Source organism: Paenibacillus sp. sgz302164 (assembly GCF_056120505.1).
Genome location: NZ_JBVYOL010000004.1, coordinates 17,973 through 40,125, shown reverse-complemented (window position 1 = coordinate 40,125; position 22,153 = coordinate 17,973). Strand labels below are relative to the sequence as shown.

Below are 22,153 nucleotides of genomic sequence, written 5' to 3'. Positions count from 1 at the left end.
ATTATTTGTTATTTTCAGGAATAATTCATGTTGACATATTGTAAATACTGGAATAATATCATCTAAGAATATTCTAAAACTTTACAATTCCTCAAACACCTAGGTGATTATAAGATTATAACTTGAGAAAGGACTTACTCTATGCTAAACCTATCTAATGATCCTCTTTCAATGTCGTACGTAGATTTATTATCTTACATTGAAGAAGTAAATCGATGCCCCGGCGGGAAGCGGACCATTAACAATATCCTGTCCAAGTCTTTATTACCCAACGATCCGAAAATATTGGAAATTGGTTCAAATACTGGATTTACTTCTATAGAAATCGCTAAACTATTGAATTGCAAAGTAATTGGAATTGATGTAAACCCTCAAGCTGTCGAGAAGTCTAAATTCCTCTTATCTAAAGAGCCTCAATTCGTTCAAGATAGAGTTTCATTCCAAGTTGGTGATGCGGCAAACCTCCCTTTTAATGAAAATCAATTCGATTTAGTTGTAACTGGAGGAGCCAACACATTTATTCCAGCAAATGATCGTGAGAAGGCTTTATCAGAATACAAACGGGTACTTAAGCCTTATGGGATACTATCTGTAACTAACCTTTTTTACCACAAACCCGTTCCGGGCAAAGTTCTATCGGATCTAAAAGAAGTGCTTGGGTTCGAAGTTAAACCATGGACCAAATACTACTGGCTAGATCTACTCCTTTCATCCGGCTTAGAGCTTTACACGTATCAAGAAACCGAGATGCAAGCGCGTCCGGAAGAAGTATTACTTAAATATACATCCAACATAATTGATAACTCACCGGCGCTAACTGGTATCGATAGTGCACAAAAAGATAGGTTTAAGAATCGTTGGTTTGAGATTATGAACATATTTAATGAGAACCATCGTTACCTTTCATTTATGTCCGTTCTTTTACGCAACCAATATATAACTGAGCAGCAAGAACTTTTCTTAGAAAAGGGTGCTATTGATCCTTGGAATCTAGATAATCTTAAAATGTGGGAGGTAGACAACATTGAATAACGTAACTAAAACTAAACTATTTCCACCAAAGTCTTGGAGAAATCCAAATAATCATTACAAAGAAGCACTTAAGAGCGAGTGGTATGAAAAACTTGTCATATTGCAGGATGAAGTCAACCATTCTTCTTGGGAATTTTTTAGAAAAAAAGGAATCCGCACGGTAAGTCTCCCAATTACAACTGGCTCGGTTACTAGTCCTATGGGCTTGGGAAGTGACTCCTTACCGGTTAAAGTAAACTTGGAAGGAATTGACACCTATCTATCGGATTCGATGCAATTCCATCTTGAATATCTTTTAAGATATTTAAAGAATGGCGTTCACTATATCATGCCTTCCTTTAGAGGGGAGCAGGCGGATGAGCGCCACCTCTGTCAGTTCTATCACAGTGAGGCTGAAATTGTTGGCGGTCTTGAAGACATCATTAGCTTAGTCAATGAGTATATTTATCAGCTATGCACAGACCTATTAACTAAAATTCCTGAATTAATTCTAGAATTTGCCGGATCATTGGATCACCTTCAAGAAATTATTCAAAAGGATAAGAAGATACCTACTATTACATTTGAAGAGGCTGTTAAAGTTCTGGAAAACAAATCGGAATATATCCAACATCATCCTGAAGGTTTCCGCACGGTTACATCTGCCGGCGAGAAACATCTCATTCAAATGTACAATGGAATGGTATGGGTAACTCATTACGACTACAAGTCAGTTCCTTTTTATCAAGCAACAGATATTTCTGGGCACTATGCAATGAATGCTGACTTATTATTTGGCATAGGTGAGGTTGTAGGTGCTGGAGAACGACATACATTAGGTAAAGACGTGAGGTCGTCCTTACAATTGCATGAGTTAGATGAGAATGAATATGAATGGTACCTCTACATGAAAGATAACTATCCAATGAATACAGCTGGTTTCGGTTTGGGAGTAGAGCGTTTCCTTCTCTGGCTGACACAGCAAGATGACATTCGAGACTTCCAGGTTATTCCTAGATTTAATGGGGTCAATATTACACCTTAATGTGAACCGGCATACGCACACACTAAAAAGGAGGTAAACGATTACCTCCTTTTTAGTGCTTTATACTTAAAAAATCTGTACATTCAGGCTATCTAAAGAGGAGTCTACCATATCATGCACACTATTTTACCACCAGCTCTAGAAAAAGGTGACACGATCGCACTTTTTTCCCCGAGCAGTGCAGGACCAGAAAAATTCCCCCGACAATATGAATGTGGGAAAAGAAGTTTACGAGAACTGGGCTATCATCTATCAGAAGTAAAAAAGGTGGAGAGCGAGAACGATTACCGATCGGCTAGTCCCTATGACAGAGCAGAACAACTGCATCATATGTTTCGAGACCCAAACATTAAAGGAATTATATGTACGATAGGCGGATATAACACTATTGAAATGCTCCCTTACGTTAATTTCGAGCTTATCAGAGAGAATCCAAAATTTGTTTGTGGATACTCCGATAGTAGTGTTTTATTGAATGCTATTACCTATAAGAGTAATATTGTTACATTTCATGGTCCTATGGTTATACCAAATTTTGGCGAATACCCTAGCCCGTTCGATACCACGATTGAATATTTCCAAGCTATGTCTCAGCAAAAACTTCAAATTCCCCACGAATTTGATTACCCTAAAGAGTGGACTGATGAATTCATAGAATGGACAGGCTCTAATTGGGGAACACGTCCACGGACTCTTTATAAAAATAAAGGCCCAATATGGTTACAAAAATCGTTAACCGTAGAGCAAGGCATTTTGGTCGGGGGAAATACGGATAGCCTAGTGAATATTATTAATACTGACTATTTTGAAATTCCACAAAACTCAATATTATTTATAGAGGACACTTCTGTTTCGTTAGAAAAATGGGCTATGATGATTTGGACGCTTAAAATTAGGGGGATTTTTAAAAAGATCAAGGGTCTCCTTATAGGAAAAGTTGAGGGAATGCCCGCTGTTACAAAATTAAAAATGAAGAATATCATTTTAGAAGTTCTACACTCAGAAAACATCAATATTTCTGTAGTAGCTGAACTAGACATTGGACACACATCTCCAATGCTAACCCTACCTATCGGATCTACGGTTGAAATAGATTCAATAAGTGGACACATAAGACTTATCCGTTTATGTGCGACAATATAATTACCTATTAAATTCTTTTATAGAAATGAAAAAACCGCCCAAAGAGCGGTCAGAATAATGAGAAAGGCCTAGTCTTTAAGCCTTGAACGCTCACCGTGACCGCCGTGAGATCCCTCTACCGCCGACGGCAACACCCAAGCTGGACTCGATGTACGCTGTTGTCGGGCTTGTTCCGAGCAGCGCTCCCGCCGTTGTGCCCAAAGCATCCTCGACCAGAGCGCTCCACGAGCGCTAGATTTAGAAAAGTCCAGAAGGTAAAAATAGTCCCTTTCGAGATTGCCCCCGCCACCCCATACCACGATATTTTCGCTGAGTCAGCTTTAATCTTTTAAGCCGCTCCAACTTCATAAAATTCAAAGACTTAATTTCATCTGGTATTACCTGATGGTTAACTCTATAGCAGACTATGAATTTATTCTCATAGTATATATAAGATGCGAGATTTATTCTTGGTTCTAAGATATACTGGAGCCCGGCCTCCATTATATATTGCTTTTGAAAACCATTGCTCCTGTATAGCTTGAGGACAAGAATAATAAGTTGCCTGATACATGATGCCAAGCTCAGTCACTACTGCGAATCTAGTAAAAAACTCCGAATAAGTAATATGGATCACCTCTTATCTCTTGATCAGATACATTAACACCAAATAGTTCATTCTTAAGTACAGGCTCCTAGTCTGTATTGATAAGCCAATTCAGATCGCACTTAAATGCCTTTCTAAGGGCAAGGATGGTTTCATAAGAGGGGAAGGCCATTTCCACGCTCAATATCGCTTAGAGTACCCTGTGAAACGCCAATGCGATCAGCAAACTCTTTTTGGTTCAATTGATTGGTTTTCCGGATGTATTTGACCTTTTCTCCTAACTGCATCTATAGCCCCTCCTAAATACAAAGAACCCCGAAATTATGAAATCCATAATTTCGGGATTCAAATACATTGATGTAGTTTCACAGTCTAATACTTTATTATTCAGTCTAAAACATTATTATTTGCGGACACCAAAATGAACCATTTTACGAAAAAAACCTGCACTTTCAGTTACTACTTAGTTTCCCCTGAAAAAGTCGGGGGTTTTGCGCAAAATAATAAAAGGAATTCGTAACCTCGAATGGAATTAGTTATTGTCCAGATAACCAAATCCCGAGGGGCGAATTCCCATGTCTATGAAGTTCAACATCCCCCTCGGAAATCCTTTTTTTAGGTGAAGAAAATGTTGAGACTTCGTGACGAACAAATGACCCTTTGGGATGCAATTCTACCGGAGGCGGTCAGGAAACTGCCGACTGAACTGGCACTGATTGATGAATTGCTTGATGACGAGTGCTTTATGCAGCCCTTTGTTGACAAGCATCCGAGTAAATCCAAGATGGGACGACCAACGTATCCAATCGAGGGATACCTGCGCCTTATGGTGCTGAAACGCAAATACAATTTGGGCTATGAATCTCTCATCAAAGAGGTTGGCGACAGCATTACCTGGCGTCTGTTCTGCCGAATTGCCATTGATAAACCGATGCCCGATCCCACAACACTCATCTATACCCGAAAGCGTTACGGTGAAGAGATTGTTGAAGAACTGAACGAAGCGCTCTTGGGGAAGCTGAAAGAAAAAGAGATTCTAAAACACCGTAAATTTCGTACGGACACCACGGTAGTCGAAGCGGACATCCATCACCCTACTGATGCCACCTTGCTGCAGGACGGTGTCAAGGTGATCACCCGTCTCATGCAAAAGGTTCGTAAAGTCGCTTCTCACGCTGCGCAAGGTTTCGAGGATCGTACCGCTGAAGTTAAAGAGAAAATCCTATCCATCGCCAAGGTACTTCGCCGTCGTACACGCGAGACTTGGGAAGAAGTCGATCAGATTACTCAGAGCGTCATTGAGACGACGGAAGCGGTGGTTAGCCAAGCGGCCAGCGCCATAGAGAAGCTTCAAGACAAGGGACGTCAGGCGATTCAGCAGACGAAGCAATGTTTGACGAACGCTGTGGAATTAACCACCAAACTGATGAACCAAGCCAAGCAAGTCGTCTCTGGAACGCGCATTATTACCGAACGGATCGTCAGTTTTTTCGATCCGGAAGCCAGGCCGATCAAAAAAGGCAAACTCTCCAAAGGGACCGAGTTCGGCTACAAAGCACGCATTGACGAAACGGAAAGCGGCTTTGTTACTGGCTATGAGGTGTATGAAGGCAATCCGTCCGATGACGATTTGCTTGTACCCACCGTGGAAGCCCACATGAAACGATTTGGAAAAGCACCGAGTGCAGTGGCGACCGACGCGGCTTTTCCGGCAAAAGAAACGAAACTGCATGAACGGAATTGGGCGTCGGACGATGCAGCTTACCCCGAAAAGGCAAGAAGGGCCAGGCACGAGGCGAACATGAAAATCAACATTGGTTTAAAGACTTACAGCACTACCGTGCAGCCGGCGAGGCGAAGATCAGTCTGCTGAAGCGAAAGTACGGTTTGAGCCGCAGCAGGTATCGGGGCCTTGCTGGCTCTAAAATCTGGGTCGGGTTCGGAATTCTGGCCCATAACCTCCAAAGAGCAGCAAAAGTGCTCAAAATGGAGGCGAAATAAGGGATACATTGGAAAATGGTCCCGAAGAAAAATCTACGGGAGAGAGTAACCTTATCAAAATCGACTTTTTCAGGAGTAACTAAGTAATAACCACTTTATGCGAAAATAGAACGAAGTAGGCCTGATTATTTTCATTCTGTGGGGTGACGTCCACGACGTAATGGGAGTTTTCGCAGGTTTTTTCCATGCCAAACCGCCTTGCGCCCCCTCACTTCAGCGCCGCAACCCGTGCGGAAAGGTATGGGTTGCGGAAGAGCGGCTGCGCTCCTCCGACGAAGTTACTTTTGTGCAAACCCCTAGCCCGTTGCTTCCTCGCCGTTCAGCCGCAGTTCGAACTGTTCGTCCCGGTCGCACAACAGCACGCCGTCCTTGACGTCAAGCCTCGCGACCTGAATGGACGTTCTTCTTTCCCGGTAGGTACGCTCGGGCTCGAAGCGGCCGTCCGCCTCTATACGCTCCGGATGCGTAAAGTAAAAAATGTACGCCTCGTCGCCCTGGACGACTACGTCCGCATGCAGCCCGATAACCCGATCGTCTTCCCGGGTTCCGGGCTTGTCGAGAATAAGGCCATTGCGCTCCCAGTGCATCAAATCGCCGGATTTGTAAACGCCCTGCCCTCTCCACTCGTCGACGATCATCCAATAGGCGTCTTTAAAACGGAACACATTGGGCCCTTCGTGCGGCCGTCCCGTGATGACGGGTCCGACTACAGTCCAATGGTACAAATCCGGGCTATCCGCCGCATAGGTTGCAGATTGATTCGCCTCGTCCTTGTACCACATCCGGAAACGCCCGTCCGGCAGCGGGTACACGCAAGCATCGATGACGCGGTCGGAGCTGAGCGGCAGGACAGAGCGGAACGTCCATTCGATCAAGTTCCAGCTCGTATAGTGCACGATGCTGCGGCTATGGCCGGGCCAGTTATCCGGCACTCCCCGGATGTAGCTGACGTACATATGATAAACGCCCTCGTGCCAATAAATTTCCGGCGCCCAAAACGTATTGCGGCCCCATTCGAAATTGAGCCCTTCCAGCGTTCCCCTGTACAGCCACGAAGCACCTCCGTCCGCAGAAGAAGCTATGCCGAGGTCAGTGCCGTGAATCCAGGCGTAATCCTTTCCCTCCGCCGAAGCTCTACGGTTCGTGTACACCATCCACCATTCCTTCGTTTGCCGGTTCCAAATGAGTACCGGATCAGCAGCCCCGTCATAGATCGGATCGCGAAATAAAGGTGCTTTCATCTGCGTTAGTGCCCTCTTTTCATCGTTTTTATGATTAGCTTAACCTTTGACCGCTCCCCCGACAATACCCTTTACGATTTGCTTTTGCATAACGATAAAGAAAATAAAGATCGGGATCAGGGCAATGACCGTCAACGTCATGAACATCGGCCAGTTGACCGAAAATTCGCCCTTCGCTTTGTAAATTTGCAGGACGAGGGTAGCCTTGCTCTGCGAATTGAGAAACAGCATCGGAGCTAAAAAATCATTCCAGATCCACATCGTCTGATAAATGATGCTCGTCACCGTAATCGGCTTAAGCAGCGGCAAAATGATGCGCCAGAAAATGCCCCAAACGCTGCACCCGTCAATGATCGCCGCCTCCGTCAGCTCGCGGGGAATCGTCTTCATGTAGCCCATCATCAAAAAGAAGACGAACACCGAACCGCCCATATAAAGCAAAATCAGCCCGGACAGCTTGTCGGTAAGATGGAAGCTCGTCATCAGCTCGAACAAAGGAATAAGCGTCGTCTGGAACGGGATCAGAAATCCCGCCAGCAAATACGTGGTGATCCATTTGTTCAGCCGGTTCGGATTAAAAACGACCGGATACGCCGCCATAGCTCCGATCAGCACCATCAGCAGGACGGAAATGACCGTCAAAATCAGGCTGTTCTCAAAGCTGCGCAGCAGCGGCGTTTCTTTAAATACTTTCACATAATTGGTGAAATCCAGATGCGAAGGCAGGCTCATCGGGCTGCGGGCCGTTTCCTGCGTGCTTTTCAACGTGTTGACGATGATCAGGTAGAACGGGAAAAAGGTGATAACCCCTACCGGCAGCATCAAAATGTCGAGCAGCCACACTCTTTTGTTCGATGACGTCATTGGATTTTATCCTCCCGCTTTTGCATCCACGTCACCTGGATATAAGTCAGAACCAGAACGATGAGGAAGAAAATAATCGACATCGCCGAAGCGAGCCCGTAGTTCGTTTCCGAAATTCCGCGAAGCACGATCACTTGCGTAATCGTGTACGTCTCAAAACCCGGGCCACCCTTCGTCAGGGCAAACGGAATTTCAAACACTTTGAGCCCTCCGGTTAGCAAAAGCATGACGCTCACTGTCATGCCGGGAGCGAGCAGCGGCAGCGTAATGTGGCGGATTTGCCGCCAGCGGCCCGCCCCGTCGATAGCGGCGGCTTCGTAATAATCCTTCGGTATGGACTGCAAAAAGGCAAGGTACAGCACGGCGTGCCAGCCTGTTCCCGCCCATACCGAGACGACGACCGTCGACAGCTTCGCCAGCAGCGGGTCGGACAGCCAAGGCTGCGGGCCGGCATGAAACAGTTTGCCCAGCACCGTATTCACCACGCCGGACGAGATCGGGGCCAAAATAAATCCCCAAATATAAGCCAAAAGCAGCCCGCTTGGAATGGAGGGAAAGAAAAAAATAGCTCTGTACACATTTTTCGAAAAAAAGTTTTGATCCAGAATCAAGGCGAGCGGTATAGCCAGAATCGTAATCAGAACGGTAGTAGCAATCGCGTAAAAAAGCGTATACGACAGTCCCGACACAATGGCGTCGTCGACAAAAATTTTCGTATAGTTTTTCAGCCCGATGAAGTTGAACGCTTTGGTGTAGCCGTTAAAATCGGTCAAGCTCAGGAAAAACGACTTGATCAACGGATAAATCGTAAACAACGTGTAGACAAACAAAATCGGCAGCAAAAAAACTTGATATTGAAACTGTCGGATGAATTTGACCACATCTGCCTCCTTTATTTCTTATCCATTTCTTTCATCTTCTTGTCGATCGATTTGGCGGCATCTTCCGGCGTGATTTTGCCTACGACCATGTCCTGGGTCGAAATCGTCATCTGGTTGCGCAGCGCCTCCTGATTGCGGGACCAGGAAACCATCGGCAAATAAAACTTGCCTTTCAATAAGCCTTCCTTGTACGCTTTCTCGATCGAAGGATGAACTTTGCTCTCGTATCCTTTTGCGGTAATGATCGCTCCGGTGCCTTCTTCGAACTTTTTCAAGCCTTCCGGCGAGGCCAAGTAAGCGATGAATTTCAAAGCTTCGTCTTTATGCTTCGTCTTGCTGTTCACGGCAAACCCGACGCCCGGCGCTCCGGCATAATAGTTGCCGCCCGGCTTCGGCCCGGGAATCGCCATCATGCTGTACTCCAGATTCGGATTCGCCTGTTGAATCGTATTGATGCTCCAGGGCCCGCCCGAGAACATGGCGACGTTGCCCAAAGCGAATTCGTTGACGATTTGATCGCCTGTCAAACCGATCATGTCCGCCGTCAAAATTTTGTTGTCGAGCAGCCCTGTTTTGAAAGCCTTCAGCGGTTCGGTCCAGCCCTGCTCGAACGTTTTTTCGCCTTTGAATATTTTGGCGTCGAAGTCGGGGTCCGTATTCAGTGTCATATTGGCGTACAGTCCGTCGTGCAGCATCGTGACATCCTGCATATTGTCATAGATCGGGATAATGCCTGCGGCCTTCAGCTTCTTGCAAGCGGCGATGAATTCATCCCATGTCTGAGGCTCCTGCTCGATTCCCGCTTTTTTGAACAGCGCTTTGTTGTAAAACAAGCCCCCGACCCAGCCCGTTTGGGTAAAAGCGTATACTTTCCCGTTTTTGCTGAGCATCGGCTTGTTGCCGTCGAGCATCGTTTGGGTGAACGGCTGATCGGTCAAATCGAGCGCATAGCCGCCGTCAATAATTTCGTTGCGGTTCTCGGCGGCGATAATAAAGAGGTCGGTCGCGGAATCCGACAGCAGCATCGTCTGCAGCTTGGCGATATAATCTTTTACCGGCGGCGCGGTTTGGAAATCGAAGGAAATGTTCGGATTTTGCGCCATAAAGCCGTCGATGACCGGCTTCATCTCCTTCTCGTTGTTCCAGGACAAAATGCTCAGCTTCATCCCTTTTTCGGACCCTTTGGCCGCACTTCCCCCGCCGCTATCGGTTCCGGCTCCGGTCCCGCCGCCGCTGCTGCAGCCGGATGCCATTACGGACAGGCCCACTAGTCCCGTCATCGTCAATTTCCATGCTTTTTTCATAAGCTTTCATCCCCCGTTTGCAATGTTTGTAAGCACTTACAAATCGATTGTAACTCCCGGCACGGTCTGGATTGAATTCATATCGTTGCACGAATCGTTGCCAATTGTTGCACGCTTTCATTTTCATGCCTCCCGGCTTTCCGTGTGTCTTGTCCGGTATTCCTTCGGCGTCAGCTCAAAATATTTTTTGAATGCACGGCTGAAATGGCTCTCGTCCACAAAACCGGTACGCTCCGCAATGACGTTGTTTTTCCAGTTCGTCTCTATCAAAAGATGGGCCGCTTTCTCCATACGGATTTTGGTGACGAAAGCCCAGTAATTCGTCTGGAACTGCTGCTTGAACATCCGGCTGAGCTGGTACTTGTCGATGCCGAACCGGTCCGCGACCGCAGTCAGCGAAAGATCCCCGTCGGCCCGGCATTCGACGTATTCCTTAATTTCGCGGACGATGCGCTCCAGCCTGGAGGCTCCGTCGCAATCCGTGCAAATAACGGTGTCCAGCCTCTCCCGGAGCAAGCTTTCAAGCTCGTCGATCCGCTTGCAGCCTCTCAGCTCGGCGGCAGGCAGAGCCTGATGCGCAGAAGAGGCGAACGGCGTGCCGAACAGCGCTTGGGCAGCGATCAAAAAATACCTGCCGCTTGCCTGGCAGGCGACGTCAGGCTCGACCCGCTCCTTGCGGAACCAGGCCAGCAGCTCCGTCAAATCGTTTCTCGCTTCCGCCGGCGTCAGCCCTCCCCGCGCTTTTTCCTCCAGCTTTTGCTCCAGGGCGCGCAGATGCTGTGAAGCGGATTCGCCGGCAAAACCGCGGCCGTCATAAACATGAACGGCGTTGGGCGCATAAAAGCTTAACCGGGCCGCTTGCCCGCTCTCGGCCAATCGGAGAGCCAGCTTCCCGGCGTCCGTCTCGATCGCGCTGCAGCCTATCGTAAGCGGGAGGTCTGGCTCCACCGCTTGCCACGCCCGCAGCGCCGCTTCGCCCAGCTCCCTGAGAGCCTCGGGGCTGAAACGCTTTTTCATCCCGATGCACACAACCGTTTTGCCGCCGGCCTGCACGGCATCGAACAGATGCAGCTGCCCTTCCGTCTCCGGGCCCGGCCGCCACCAATCCGCGACGGACACGGGCGCGCTGCAGGTCAACGTCCATACGGCATACTGGACAATGCCGAGCATTTGAAAGCGATCCTGCAGCATGGACAGCTCGCCGCCGGACAACGGAAGCTGCAGCTCCGCTTTTTCCAGGCAGCTTTTTATCGCCATGCGGGTTTCTGTGTAAATCTCCTGTACAAGCTCCCGGATGACGGCCTCCAATTGACGCGTATCCACGGGCTTCAGCAAATACTGCGAAACTTGCAGCCGCAGCGCATCCCTCGCATACTCGAAATGGTCGTAGGCGCTGAGGATGACGGTCTTCGGTTTTTTGCCCAGCGTTTGCAGCCGTTTCAGTGCGCCGATTCCGTCCAGCAGCGGCATGCGGATATCGATGAGCAGCAGATCGGGCTTGTAGCCCGCCGCACGGGAGGCCGCCTCTTCGCCGTCGTATACATGCATGACGTCGCTGATGCCGAGCGCCGCCCAATCCATCATTTTATCCAAAAAAGTGTGAAGCGACGTTTGATCGTCCGCAATCATCAGTTTCATTAGGCACACACTCCTTAATTTATGGCCGAAACGGCAGCACCACATATACGCTCGTAAACGAATGTTTGACACTGCTGCGGATGCGAATGCCGTATTCCGCTCCGAATTTCAGCTTCAACCGCTGATTGACGTTATATAATCCGATATTGCCCCCGGACGATTCGGTATTGGCCAATTGAACGGCGAGCGCCCTTAATTGATCCCGGGTCATCCCTTTTCCGTTGTCCTTCACTTCGATCAGAACGCCTTTTTTCACCGGCACGATGCGGATGCTGAGCTTCGCGCTGCGCGGATTTTCCTCGAATCCGTGAACGATCGCATTTTCAAGTATCGGCTGAATAATTAATTTCACGGTCTTGCTTGCCAGCAGTCGCGGTTCCGCAATACGCGTATCGATGGCGATGCGGTTGTCGTATTTGCGGTTGACGATAAAAAGATAATCGTTCGCGTTCTGAAGCTCCTGCCGAAGTTCGACCGTATCGTCGGAACGTTTCATGGAATACCGCAGCAAATTGCTGAGCGAAAGCACCAGATGGTTGGAATCCTCCGTGTTGCCGCAAACGATTTCCGTTTGCAGCAATTGGAGCGTATTGAACAGGAAGTGCGGATTGATTTGCGATTGCAGCGTTTTGAGCTCCACTTCCTTCATCGCGATTTGAGCGACGTAATTTTGCTTGACCAGCAGCTCGATCCGGCCGACCAGTTCCTTGAATTTGTTGCCGATCACGTTCAGCTCCCGGTATTTATAGTTTTTGGAGACAACGAACAAGCTGTCCTCTCCCGTGTTGTCGACGGTGGTTAGCAGCCGTCTGAAAGGACGGGCGATATGGATCGTGATGAGGATCGAGGTAAGCGCATTCAGAATGAGAAACAAATACAAAAATCCGATCAGATTCGCTTTGAGCTGCGACGACTGCAAGCTGATTTCCGACATCGGAATCGTAGAAATCATGCGCAGCCCTTTGACAGCCGTCGTGTGGTAAATGACAAGCTGCTCCTTCCCCTCGATCGTCGAAATAAAACTGCCGGAGTCTTCCTTATAAATGCTGCCGATACCGGGAAAATCCAGCGTCTGGCCGATTGCGTCCTTGCTTTTGTGAACCATGATCGTCCGATGCTCGTCGACTATAAAAATATTTTCGTTTTTTTGATACGAATTGAGCTCGAACATTCCGTTGATTTTGTTCAAATCGAGGTTCGCGACGACAGCGCCGACCGTCGTTCTACCCGAATCCGTGACCGGAATCGCAATCGATAAAGTCGGCTGATTGTACTTGGACACGCTCGTCGTCAAATAATACTCTTGCTTGTGCAGCCCCAGCGTTACAAACCCTTTGTTCGGATTCGCCGCCACCGCCTCCCGGAACCACGGCTGCCGAGTGAACGGATAGTCCCAGCGCAGCGTCTTGCGCCCGTCCAGATTGTTGACGTATCCATTTTTGCCAAGAATCAAAATATCGCTGATCAGCGACTGGAACGACGTGACGCCGAACGCCAGATCGGCAATGTTGCGCTCGTGCTGGATGCGCTCTTCGGCCGACACTTTATCGCCGTAAGCCATCAAAGTGATGACCGAATAATGACCGGCCAGCAGAACGAGCGGGCGGGTCGCTTCATCGAAATTGAAGCTGAGCCCCCTTGCCGCCTGCTCCATCAGCTTATAGCTCGATTGGGTCATCTCCCGCGTCAACGCCGCCGTCGAATCGCGCACGGACAATAGGCCGAGAAGCGCAAGCAGCAGCACGTTCGTCCCCAAATAAGATAAAAGAATAGTGCGGATAATCGTTCTTTGCAGCAGCGAGCGAAACAAAAAAACGATCGCATCATGGAAGCTGATGCCGCGAAGCTTAGCTATCATCGTACTCACCCCATTTAATTAATAAATATATTAACTTATATGCATTTTTATTAATATGTTTATCATAAAAGCTGCCCCCCCATTTGGCAACTATGAAAAAGGGAGATGGGAAAGCCAACATGCGAGTGAGAATCGAACACATCCATCTGGAAAAATGGATGACCAACAGCACTAGCTGGGCGTGGGAAATCTACGAATGACAAGCATCAGCAGCTCGGTGTGGAAAACCTGCGTATGACAGACATCAACAGCTTGACTACAATCTCCAGTTGGGCGTGGGAATTCTGCATACGACCACCATCTCCAGCTTGGCGTGGGAAATCTGCATACGACCATCATCTCCAGCTTGGCGTGGGATATCTGTATACGACCATCATCTCCAGCTTGGCGTGGGAATTCTGCATACGACCATCATCTCCAGCTTGGCGTGGGAATTCTGCATACGACCATCATCTCCAGCTGGGCGTGGGAATTCTGCATACGACCATCATCTCCAGCTGGGCGTGGGAATTCTGCATACGACCATCATCTCCAGCTGGGCGTGGGAATTCTGCATACGACCATCATCTCCAGCTGGGCGTGGGAATTCTGCATACGACCATCATCTCCAGCTGGGCGTGGGAATTCTGCATACGACCATCATCTCCAGCTGGGCGTGGGAATTCTGCATACGACCATCATCTCCAGCTGGGCGTGGGAATTCTGCATACGACCATCATCTCCAGCTGGGCGTGGGAATTCTGCATACGACCATCATCTCCAGCTGGGCGTGGGAATTCTGCATACGACCATCATCTCCAGCTGGGCGTGGGAATTCTGCATACGACCATCATCTCCAGCTGGGCGTGGGAATTCTGCATACGACCATCATCTCCAGCTGGGCGTGGGAATTCTGCATACGACCATCATCTCCAGCTGGGCGTGGGAATTCTGCATACGACCATCATCTCCAGCTGGGCGTGGGAATTCTGCATACGACCATCATCTCCAGCTGGGCGTGGGAATTCTGCATACGACCATCATCTCCAGCTGGGCGTGGGAATTCTGCATACGACCATCATCTCCAGCTGGGCGTGGGAATTCTGCATACGACCATCATCTCCAGCTGGGCGTGGGAATTCTGCATACGACCATCATCTCCAGTTGAGCGTAAGAAATCTGCATACGACCACCATCTCCAGTTGGGCGTGGGAAATCTGCCTGAAAGCCTGACGGTTGAGAAACTCGCACACAAAGCGGGATCGCCCGGCAGCCTAGCTGCCTAATTGCCTGGCTGCGCGGAGAAAGCCTGCAAAAGTGCAGGTTTTTGCTCGTTCGCACGCTGAAAACGAAAAATTCCTGCAATTGTGCAGGCTTTTTGCCGCGCACAGGGGCTCAGATTCATTTTCATCGAAAATTCCTGCACTTTCGCAGGCTTTTCGCCAAAATGAATCATTTCCTCAGAAAATTCCTGCACTTTCGCAGGTTTTTCCCCTGACCTGCCTGCCAAGCCGCCTCGTGACCGCCCGCCGTGAAACGCTACACCCCGCGCCGGGAGAGGCGCATTGGGAAAGAGCCGCTGCGCGACGCCAGCACCACCGTTTTGGGTTGGCCGTGCAAAAACGCCCTGGTGGCGCTGGAATACCTCTATCATGACGCCGGATCGCCGATGTGCATCGATTTTTCGCTTGCCAAAGCCCAAATGCAAAAAAAACCCGTTACCGACGAAAACGTTTCTTTCGATAACGGGCTTGATTATACAGTTAAAGAGCGGCGCCTTTGCCGCCGTCTACATTGACCGATGTTCCTGTTACGTAAGATGCTGCATCCGAAGACAGGAACGTAATGACTTTGGCGGCCTCTTCCGCATTGCCGATGCGGCCCAGCGGAATAGCGTGCCGCGGGTCGCTGGCAAACTGCTCCCACGTCAGCTCGGGAGCCTGCTTCTTCCACCATTTCTCAATCTGGTCGCTGCGAATGGTGCCGATGCATACCGTATTGACGCGAATCCGATCGGCCGCGAGATCCTTGCTCATCGCATTCGTGAGCGCCAGTCCGGCGGCGCGGCTTACCGATGTGGGCAGCGACGATGCCGGCGGCGTTTTTGCGGCCGAGGTCGTAATATTGACAATCGAGCCGCCGCCGGCTGCGCGCATGTAAGGCACCGCATACCGCGAGCAGTTGATGGCTCCGAACAGTTTCAGATCAAGATCGTTCCGCCAAGAATCGGTTGACACCAGCTCGAACGGCATTGCCGACGAAGTGCCGGCATTATTCACGAGTATGTCGAGGCGCCCAAAATGCTCCGCCGCCCGCTCCACGGCTCGCTTGCAATCCTCTTCGTTGCTGACGTCAGCCTCGACGAAGTAAACCTCGCCGCCGCCCGCTTCAGCAATGCGCGCCGCCGCTTCCCGCAGCTGCTCCGCGTTCCGTGCGCAGATCGCAACGCGGGCGCCTTCCAGTGACAAAGCCAGAGCCGTCGCGTATCCGATCCCTTTGCTCCCTCCCGTAATCAACGCTGCTTTGCCTTGCAAACCTAATTCCATCGCGTTTAGCTCCTCTTTTGGCTTATTTTAGACGGGCGTGCTCAACTCGGCGCCGTCTGCGTTGCGAACGGCTTTCTCCCGCGGCTTCTCCAGGCTGATCCATATAAGCCCGAGCGCAATCAAAACCCCGCCGGCGATCTGCCCGGTATTGATTTGCTCATCGTACATCACAACGCCGGTGACAAGCGCCGCAGCCGGGACGACGTAGCGGAAAAAGTTCCCCCGCGCCGCGCCCGCTTTCAGCATGCAGCTGTTCCATACGACAAAGGCGATGAACGTGCAGAAGAGCACATTGTACAGAACGACGAAAATGTCCAGCGTCTGGATTTGGCCCCATGCCACCTTGCCCCAGCCCGTCAGCGTAAAAGGAGTCAGAAAGACGACTCCGAACAGAATGTACCAACTGCTGACGCGCAGCGGTGAATACTTTTTCATCAGCGGCATGCAGGCCAGATTCGTTAATGCGCCGACTATGCTGACGCCGAGCGCCAGCAAATTTCCGAGCATATGCTCGGATTTGAAATCCAGGCTTTGTTCGCCGCCCGTAATGATCAGAACGACGCCGGCCATGGCGAACAGACCTCCAAGCAGCAGCCTGCGGGTAATGGCCTCGCTCGTGAAGAACGGCGTGAACAAAGCGGCGAAAATCGGCCACGGAGCCACGTTCAGCAGCGAGGAATTGGCGAGCGTCGTAAATTTGATCGAGTACATAACCGCCATTTCAAGCACCGTAATCGCAAAAAAGCCAATAATCATCAGCTTCCAGATGTCTTTTCGCTCTACGCCGACCGACTTTTCCTTCACTTTCAAAAACAGGAACAACAATGGAACCGCTAACGAAAAACGCAAAAAAGTGGACAGCTCCGGTCCGAAAGTCCCCATCGCCAATCTGGATACCCCGAAATTGACTCCCCATATCGCGGAAACCAAAATAAGTCCCGCATAAACCAGTATGCGTGCGTTCATCTTTCCCCATCCATCCATTCTATCGATTGTCTCTCTTTATCCGCTGGCGCACAACTTATCGCCGCACTCCTTCATAGTGTACGATGCGCGTCGGCTCCTGTCTATGAGAGAATAGCCGCACGGCGGCGCGAACAACCCCTGCCGATGTTCGGCAGGGGCTGTTCCATGTTCCAAGGCATGTTTATCACCGCAGCGCCGCCAGATCGAATTTCGGCACGAGGCCTTCCTCCGCCGCCCGGCTGAGCAGCGCATGCACAGCCGCATAGCCGCTTTCTCCCAAGTCCGCGGTAAACTCGTTGACGTATAAATCGATGTGGGCTTGCGCGACGTCCGGAGACAGCTCCTGCGCATGCCGCATCACGTACTCTTTCGATGCCTCGGGATTCGCCCAGGCGTACTTGACCGAGGCGCGAATCCAGCTGGAAATGAAAGCCGTATCCAGCGACCTGCGGGCGATGATCGCCCCGAGCGGAATCGGCAGGCCAGTGTCTTCCTCCCACCAGCTGCCCATGTCGGCCACGAGGCTCAGCCCGTACGACGGGTACGTGAAGCGCGCTTCGTGGATGACCAGGCCGGCGTCGATCAGGCCGTCCCGCACGGCAGGCATAATTTCGTGGAACGGCATGACCACGATCTCGCCTACGCCGCCGGGCACGCGCTGCGCCGCCCACAGGCGGAACAGCAGGTAGGCCGTCGATCGCTCGCTGGGCACGGCTACCCGTTTGCCGGCCAGCGCCGCAGGATTGCCGGCGCTGCTCTCTCCACCGCGCGTCAGCACGAGCGGGCCGCAGCCCCGGCCGAGCGCGCCGCCGCAAGGCAGCAGCGCATACTCGTCCAGCACCCACGGCAGTGCGGCGTACGAGATTTTGAGCACTTCCGGTCCGGCGCCGCTGGCCGCCAAACCGTTCGTGATATCGATATCCGCATAAGTGACATCGAGCTGCGGAGCGCCTTGGATCAAGCCGTGAGCCCAGGCATGAAAAACAAAAGTATCGTTCGGACAAGGTGAATATGCGATTTTCATGATAAAACCTCCTGTAATACCGGGCCGGCCGCTTCGAGCGCCGCCAGCGCATCGCCGATCCGCCAGGCGGACCGGTCGCGCGGCCCGACTGCATTGGAGATCGCGCGGATCTCCAGGAACGGCACGCCGCGGAACTCAGCGGCAGCGCCTGCGCCGTAGCCCTCCATCGCCTCGGCCGCAGCCCCGGGCACGCGCGCGGCCAACGCCGCGGCGGTCGCCGCGGTGCCGGTCACCGTCGACACGGTGAGCACCGGCCCCGTCCGGGCCGCCAGCCCGGCCTGCTGCAGCGCCGCGCTGAGGCGCTCGGCGAGGGCCGCTGCGACCGGCACGCGCGCGGAGCCAAAGCCGAGCTCGTCCAGGCTGACGAAGCCGTCCGCGGTCTCCGCGCCCAGATCGGCGGCGATGACCTCGCCGGCCACGACGAGCGAGCCGATCGCGGCTTGTCCGGCAAAACCGCCGGCGATCCCGGCCATCACGACAAGCCCGTATTCGCCGGCGGCGAGCGCCGCAGCCGTATTCGCCGCGGCTGCGGCGGCGCCGACTCCCGCCGCGATGACGTCAAACCGGCCGGCTCCGCGGAGACCGCGCAGGACGGCTTCCTTTTCCGCATCGACGGCGGTTATGACAAGTATGCGCTTTGCTGTATCGAACTCCATTTCCCCAAACTCCTTCGTGTACATCCTGTTAGTTCCCTTACACAAAGGTATCTCGTTCTGCACATAAAGTAAAGAGCAACAGCCTGAGCCTATCCCTTCAGCCCCGAATTGGCGATGCCTTCAACGAACCATTTTTGACAAATAAATACAACGATAAGCAGCGGTACAAGACCCGAAACGGAAGCGGCCATCACAAGCGGATAGTTCGTGCCGAATTCGTCCGAATAGTTCGTGAGCCCGAGCGGAATCGTGTACAGCGCTTTGTCCCGCAAAAAAATGAGCGGATTCTCGAAATCGTTCCAATGCCACGTAAACGTCAAAATGAGCAGCGTGACGAGCGCGGGCTTCGTAAGCGGCAGGCACACCCGCCAAAATATGCGGAAGTAACCGGCCCCGTCGATTCGCGACGCTTCCAGCAGTTCCTGCGGAATCGTGCTGAAAAACTGGCGCATCAAAAACGTGCCGAACACCGTAAAAATGCCGGGCAATATGAGCGCTTCATGCGTGTTGATCAAACCGAGCCAGTCAAACACGATAAACCTCGGCACCAGCAGCACCTGGGACGGAATAATCATCGTCGCCAAATAGAGCAGAAAAATCGCTTCGCGTCCGGCGAAATTGATTTTGGCGAAAGCAAATCCGGCAAGCGAGCTCGTCAGCAAACTGCCGGCGACCGTCAGCAGCGTGATTTTGACCGAATTCCCGTAATATACGTAAAAAGGCGTCTTGCCTCCCCATACCGTCTCGTAATTGTCCAAATGAAACGTTGCGGGAATCCACCGGACCGGGAAGGCGAATATTTCTCCCATCGTTTTGAACGACGCGGATATCATCCAGACGAAAGGAACAATCATCAGCACGCCCAAACCCAGAAACAGCAGCGTCATGCTCAGCTTTACCCAGATTGCGGCGCGCCCTATCGTTGCTTCCTGCATTGTTCTCCCCTCCAGCTACATGATGTGCTGCGATTTCTTCTGGCTCTGCCACTGCAGCAGCGTAACGATAAAAATGATGACGAATAAAACCCATGAAATAGCCGCCGCATAGCCCATTTTGTTATACTGAAACGCCATCAGGTAGATGTGATAGGAAAGCACCAGCGTGGCGTTCATCGGCCCGCCCTGCGTCATGACCGCGACCGCGCCGAACACCTGAAACGAAGCGATGACGAGCGTGACGGCGATCAGAAAGCTGGTCGGCCGGAGCATCGGCACGGTAATTTGCAGCAATTGCCGCAGCTTGCCCGCCCCGTCCATGCCTGCGGCTTCATACAGATCCCGGGGAATTCCCTGGAGCCCGGCCAAATAAATAATCATCGTGTAGCCGATATACATCCACACGGTCATGATCATGATCGCCGGAAGCGCCCAATGCGGACTCGCCAGCCAGCCCGGCGGATCGCCGATGCCGACGGAGCGGAGCCATTGGTTGATCGGCCCTTCTTTGGCGTTGTACATGACGCTCCACACGATGCCGACGGCGACGACGCTGCTGACGTAAGGCAAAAAAAACAACGTGCGGATCAATTGCTTCAAATACACATATTGATTCAGCAGCACGGCAACGATCAGGCCGACGACCATTGCGGCAGGGACGGTTACGGCTGTAAACACGACCGTGTTCGTCAGCGATTTCGCGAACCAATCGTCCTCCGCCATATGGGCGAAGTTGCCCAGACCGATCCATTCCAAACCTTTTAACCCCTTCAAATAATCCCACTCCGTAAATACGAGAATCATGCTGAACGCAATCGGCACCAGAACGAAGCAAAGAACACCGAGCAAATTCGGCAAAATAAACAAGTAGCCGGCCAAGTTCTCCTCCATCCGGCGCCGCTTCCATACACGACGCATAGGCGTCCCTCCAGTACTATTCGCGCAGCCACCGGCTTCCGCCAAGGTGAAAAAAAGCGCCTTCCAGTCTCTTGACCAAAAGGCGCGATGAGCTGCCTGATTATTTTTTGGCCGTTTGAATCGCTTTATCCGCGCGCGTTTTTGCCGCTTCGACCGCCTGGTCCAACGTTTGCGCGTTCATGACGTATTTCTCGGTTTCTTCCTTCAAAATCTTTTTCAGCTCCGGCAAAGCCGTCAAGTTGGTCCGGTCCACAAAGGTGTATTGTGCGGACAAAAACGATTTCAGCGAGTCCATGTCGAACAGCTTCGCGGAGTCGCCGACCAGCAGGCTGACGACTTTGTCGGCATCGGCCTTTTTGTTGACGGGGAGCCGTCCGCCGGCAACCATCGGCATGCTGCCTTCCGTTACGTACCAGCTTATAAATTTGAATGCGGCGTCAGCGTTCGGCGTATTTTTGTTGATAGAAATATAATCGCCCATGCCGCCAATGTTGTTGTTCGTGCCTTTCTGGAATTGCGGTTCAGGAGCAAAAGCGACGGAAAAATCGCGGGGGAAACTTTTCACGTCCTTCACATAGCGGATCAGGAAGTTGCCGCCGTAGACCATCGCCGCTTTGCCGGTGAGCAGCTCATTTTGGATCGCCAGCTTGCCTGCGAGCGCATCGGCCCATTTGACGGTCAAGCCTTTGTCCTCCATCTGCTTTTGCAGTTCCATCCCTTTGCGTACGGCGGCATGGTTGAAATTCGACGAGCCGTCCGCCGCAAAATAAGGGTCTTTCGGCTGCGCAGCCGTCAAACTGTATTCCGCGATCGGATCGAATCCGGGGTTGACGAAAGCGCCCTTGCGGTCGCCTTTGTTCAGCTTCCCGGCCAGCTCCGCGAATTCGTCCCACGTCCAGCCCGCCGCCGGCACTTTGGCGCCGATTTCATCGAGGGCCGCTTTGTTGAACAGCACGCCGTTAATATTTTTCGTCGCCGGCAAATAGTGCAGGCCGCCATCGATCTTTTTCACATTGGCGCTGCCGATAATGCCGTCCAGATCGAAATTTTGCTTGGCGATGTAGTCATCCAGCGGCTTTGTAATTCCCGCCCGGACGCGTTTCACGAGCCGGTCGTCGCCGTAGCTGATGAAGATGTCCGGCGTATCCGACTGGGAAATGAGCGCGGTGTCGAGCTTCGTGTTGCCTGCATCGTCATTGACGTAACGCACATACTGGATCTGGATGTCCGGGTTCGCTTTATTCCAGTTCGCTACGACGTCGGCCGGACCGCTTTCTTCGGGAACGCCGCCCCACAGCTTTAACGTAACAGGCTTCTTCGCCTCGACAGTAGGCTGCGCCGACGGTTCCGCACTGGATTTCACCGCTTTTTCTCCTGTGCAACCGCTTACCAACAAGGATATCGAAAACATAGCCGATAACCAGACTGCCATTGACCTTCTCATATTCGGGCTCCCCTTTTCACGCTTTAATTTTTCACCTTCATGAAGTTGATTTTATTGTAGAGGATCGGCCTGTTTGCAGGAATGGCATTTTCTCAGCGAAATCAGGCCATTTG

19 protein-coding genes and 2 pseudogenes are annotated in these 22,153 nt (G+C 51.4%); 5 read left to right on the top strand and 16 right to left on the bottom strand.

Features of this window, described 5'->3' with window-relative positions:
* The first annotated feature begins 171 nt into the window (after positions 1-171).
* The 3 genes from AC0LWT_RS08185 (at position 172) to AC0LWT_RS08175 (ending at position 3,199) form a co-directional block, all read left to right on the top strand.
* The gene (locus AC0LWT_RS08185) at positions 172-1,032 is read left to right on the top strand and encodes a class I SAM-dependent methyltransferase (RefSeq protein WP_474680745.1); all 861 of its coding nucleotides are present in this window, start codon (positions 172-174) and stop codon (positions 1,030-1,032) included.
* Complete coding sequence (locus AC0LWT_RS08180) at positions 1,025-2,056, top strand: asparagine synthetase A (protein ID WP_474680744.1); 1,032 nt, start codon at positions 1,025-1,027, stop codon at positions 2,054-2,056. Before AC0LWT_RS08185 ends, AC0LWT_RS08180 begins: the two co-directional genes overlap by 8 nt.
* A 114-nt stretch (positions 2,057-2,170) precedes the next feature.
* Entirely contained in the window at positions 2,171-3,199 is a 1,029-nt protein-coding gene (locus tag AC0LWT_RS08175) for a S66 family peptidase (RefSeq protein ID WP_474680743.1), read from the top strand.
* 85 nt (positions 3,200-3,284) lie between these two features.
* On the opposite strand, the pseudogene AC0LWT_RS08170 reads toward AC0LWT_RS08175, so the two are convergent.
* Both AC0LWT_RS08170 and AC0LWT_RS08165 read right to left on the bottom strand, forming a co-directional pair.
* Positions 3,285-3,418, bottom strand: a pseudogene (locus AC0LWT_RS08170) (NCS2 family permease); the annotation flags it as partial.
* A 519-nt stretch (positions 3,419-3,937) separates the two neighbouring features.
* Positions 3,938-4,072: a helix-turn-helix domain-containing protein gene (locus tag AC0LWT_RS08165; protein ID WP_474680742.1), complete on the bottom strand. Its 135-nt coding sequence runs from the start codon at positions 4,070-4,072 to the stop codon at positions 3,938-3,940.
* 341 nt (positions 4,073-4,413) lie between these two features.
* On the opposite strand from AC0LWT_RS08165, the gene AC0LWT_RS08160 reads away from it, so the two are divergent.
* Positions 4,414-5,658 (top strand): ISNCY family transposase, encoded by a 1,245-nt coding sequence (locus AC0LWT_RS08160; protein WP_474680741.1) that lies wholly within the window; start codon positions 4,414-4,416, stop codon positions 5,656-5,658.
* Positions 5,622-5,786: pseudogene (locus tag AC0LWT_RS08155) on the top strand (ISNCY family transposase); the annotation flags it as partial. The gene AC0LWT_RS08160 and the pseudogene AC0LWT_RS08155, both read left to right, overlap by 37 nt.
* Positions 5,787-6,082: 296 nt before the next feature.
* On the opposite strand, the gene AC0LWT_RS08150 reads toward AC0LWT_RS08155, so the two are convergent.
* The 14 genes from AC0LWT_RS08150 to AC0LWT_RS08085 all read right to left on the bottom strand — a co-directional run bounded on the left by AC0LWT_RS08150 (position 6,083) and on the right by AC0LWT_RS08085 (position 21,959).
* A complete protein-coding gene (locus AC0LWT_RS08150) occupies positions 6,083-7,027 on the bottom strand; it encodes a glycoside hydrolase family protein (RefSeq protein ID WP_474680740.1) in 945 nt (314 codons plus the stop codon).
* A gap of 39 nt (positions 7,028-7,066) precedes the next feature.
* Positions 7,067-7,891, bottom strand: coding sequence for a carbohydrate ABC transporter permease (locus tag AC0LWT_RS08145; RefSeq protein WP_474680739.1), 825 nt, complete (start codon positions 7,889-7,891; stop codon positions 7,067-7,069).
* Positions 7,888-8,772, bottom strand: a complete 885-nt coding sequence (locus AC0LWT_RS08140; RefSeq protein ID WP_474680738.1) for a carbohydrate ABC transporter permease — start codon at positions 8,770-8,772, stop codon at positions 7,888-7,890. Before AC0LWT_RS08140 ends, AC0LWT_RS08145 begins: the two co-directional genes overlap by 4 nt.
* An 11-nt stretch (positions 8,773-8,783) precedes the next feature.
* Positions 8,784-10,076: an ABC transporter substrate-binding protein gene (locus tag AC0LWT_RS08135; RefSeq protein ID WP_474680737.1), complete on the bottom strand. Its 1,293-nt coding sequence runs from the start codon at positions 10,074-10,076 to the stop codon at positions 8,784-8,786.
* Between the two features lie 123 nt (positions 10,077-10,199).
* Positions 10,200-11,714, bottom strand: coding sequence for a response regulator transcription factor (locus AC0LWT_RS08130; protein WP_474680736.1), 1,515 nt, complete (start codon positions 11,712-11,714; stop codon positions 10,200-10,202).
* Between the two features lie 19 nt (positions 11,715-11,733).
* Positions 11,734-13,572, bottom strand: a complete 1,839-nt coding sequence (locus AC0LWT_RS08125) for a cache domain-containing sensor histidine kinase (RefSeq protein ID WP_474680735.1) — start codon at positions 13,570-13,572, stop codon at positions 11,734-11,736.
* Between the two features lie 1,261 nt (positions 13,573-14,833).
* Complete coding sequence (locus AC0LWT_RS08120; protein ID WP_474680734.1) at positions 14,834-15,205, bottom strand: hypothetical protein; 372 nt, start codon at positions 15,203-15,205, stop codon at positions 14,834-14,836.
* Positions 15,206-15,314: 109 nt separating this feature from the next.
* Positions 15,315-16,097, bottom strand: coding sequence for an SDR family NAD(P)-dependent oxidoreductase (locus AC0LWT_RS08115; RefSeq protein ID WP_474680733.1), 783 nt, complete (start codon positions 16,095-16,097; stop codon positions 15,315-15,317).
* Positions 16,098-16,124: 27 nt separating this feature from the next.
* Positions 16,125-17,063: a DMT family transporter gene (locus AC0LWT_RS08110; RefSeq protein WP_474680732.1), complete on the bottom strand. Its 939-nt coding sequence runs from the start codon at positions 17,061-17,063 to the stop codon at positions 16,125-16,127.
* 184 nt (positions 17,064-17,247) lie between these two features.
* Positions 17,248-18,087, bottom strand: coding sequence for a 1,4-dihydroxy-6-naphtoate synthase (locus AC0LWT_RS08105; RefSeq protein WP_474680731.1), 840 nt, complete (start codon positions 18,085-18,087; stop codon positions 17,248-17,250).
* A complete protein-coding gene (locus AC0LWT_RS08100; protein WP_474680730.1) occupies positions 18,084-18,743 on the bottom strand; it encodes a futalosine hydrolase in 660 nt (219 codons plus the stop codon). Before AC0LWT_RS08100 ends, AC0LWT_RS08105 begins: the two co-directional genes overlap by 4 nt.
* Before the next feature lie 89 nt (positions 18,744-18,832).
* Positions 18,833-19,678, bottom strand: coding sequence for a carbohydrate ABC transporter permease (locus AC0LWT_RS08095; protein WP_474680729.1), 846 nt, complete (start codon positions 19,676-19,678; stop codon positions 18,833-18,835).
* A 15-nt stretch (positions 19,679-19,693) separates the two neighbouring features.
* Positions 19,694-20,596, bottom strand: coding sequence for a carbohydrate ABC transporter permease (locus tag AC0LWT_RS08090; protein WP_474680728.1), 903 nt, complete (start codon positions 20,594-20,596; stop codon positions 19,694-19,696).
* Between the two features lie 100 nt (positions 20,597-20,696).
* Positions 20,697-21,959, bottom strand: a complete 1,263-nt coding sequence (locus tag AC0LWT_RS08085; RefSeq protein WP_474680727.1) for an ABC transporter substrate-binding protein — start codon at positions 21,957-21,959, stop codon at positions 20,697-20,699.
* Positions 21,960-22,153 lie beyond the last annotated feature (194 nt).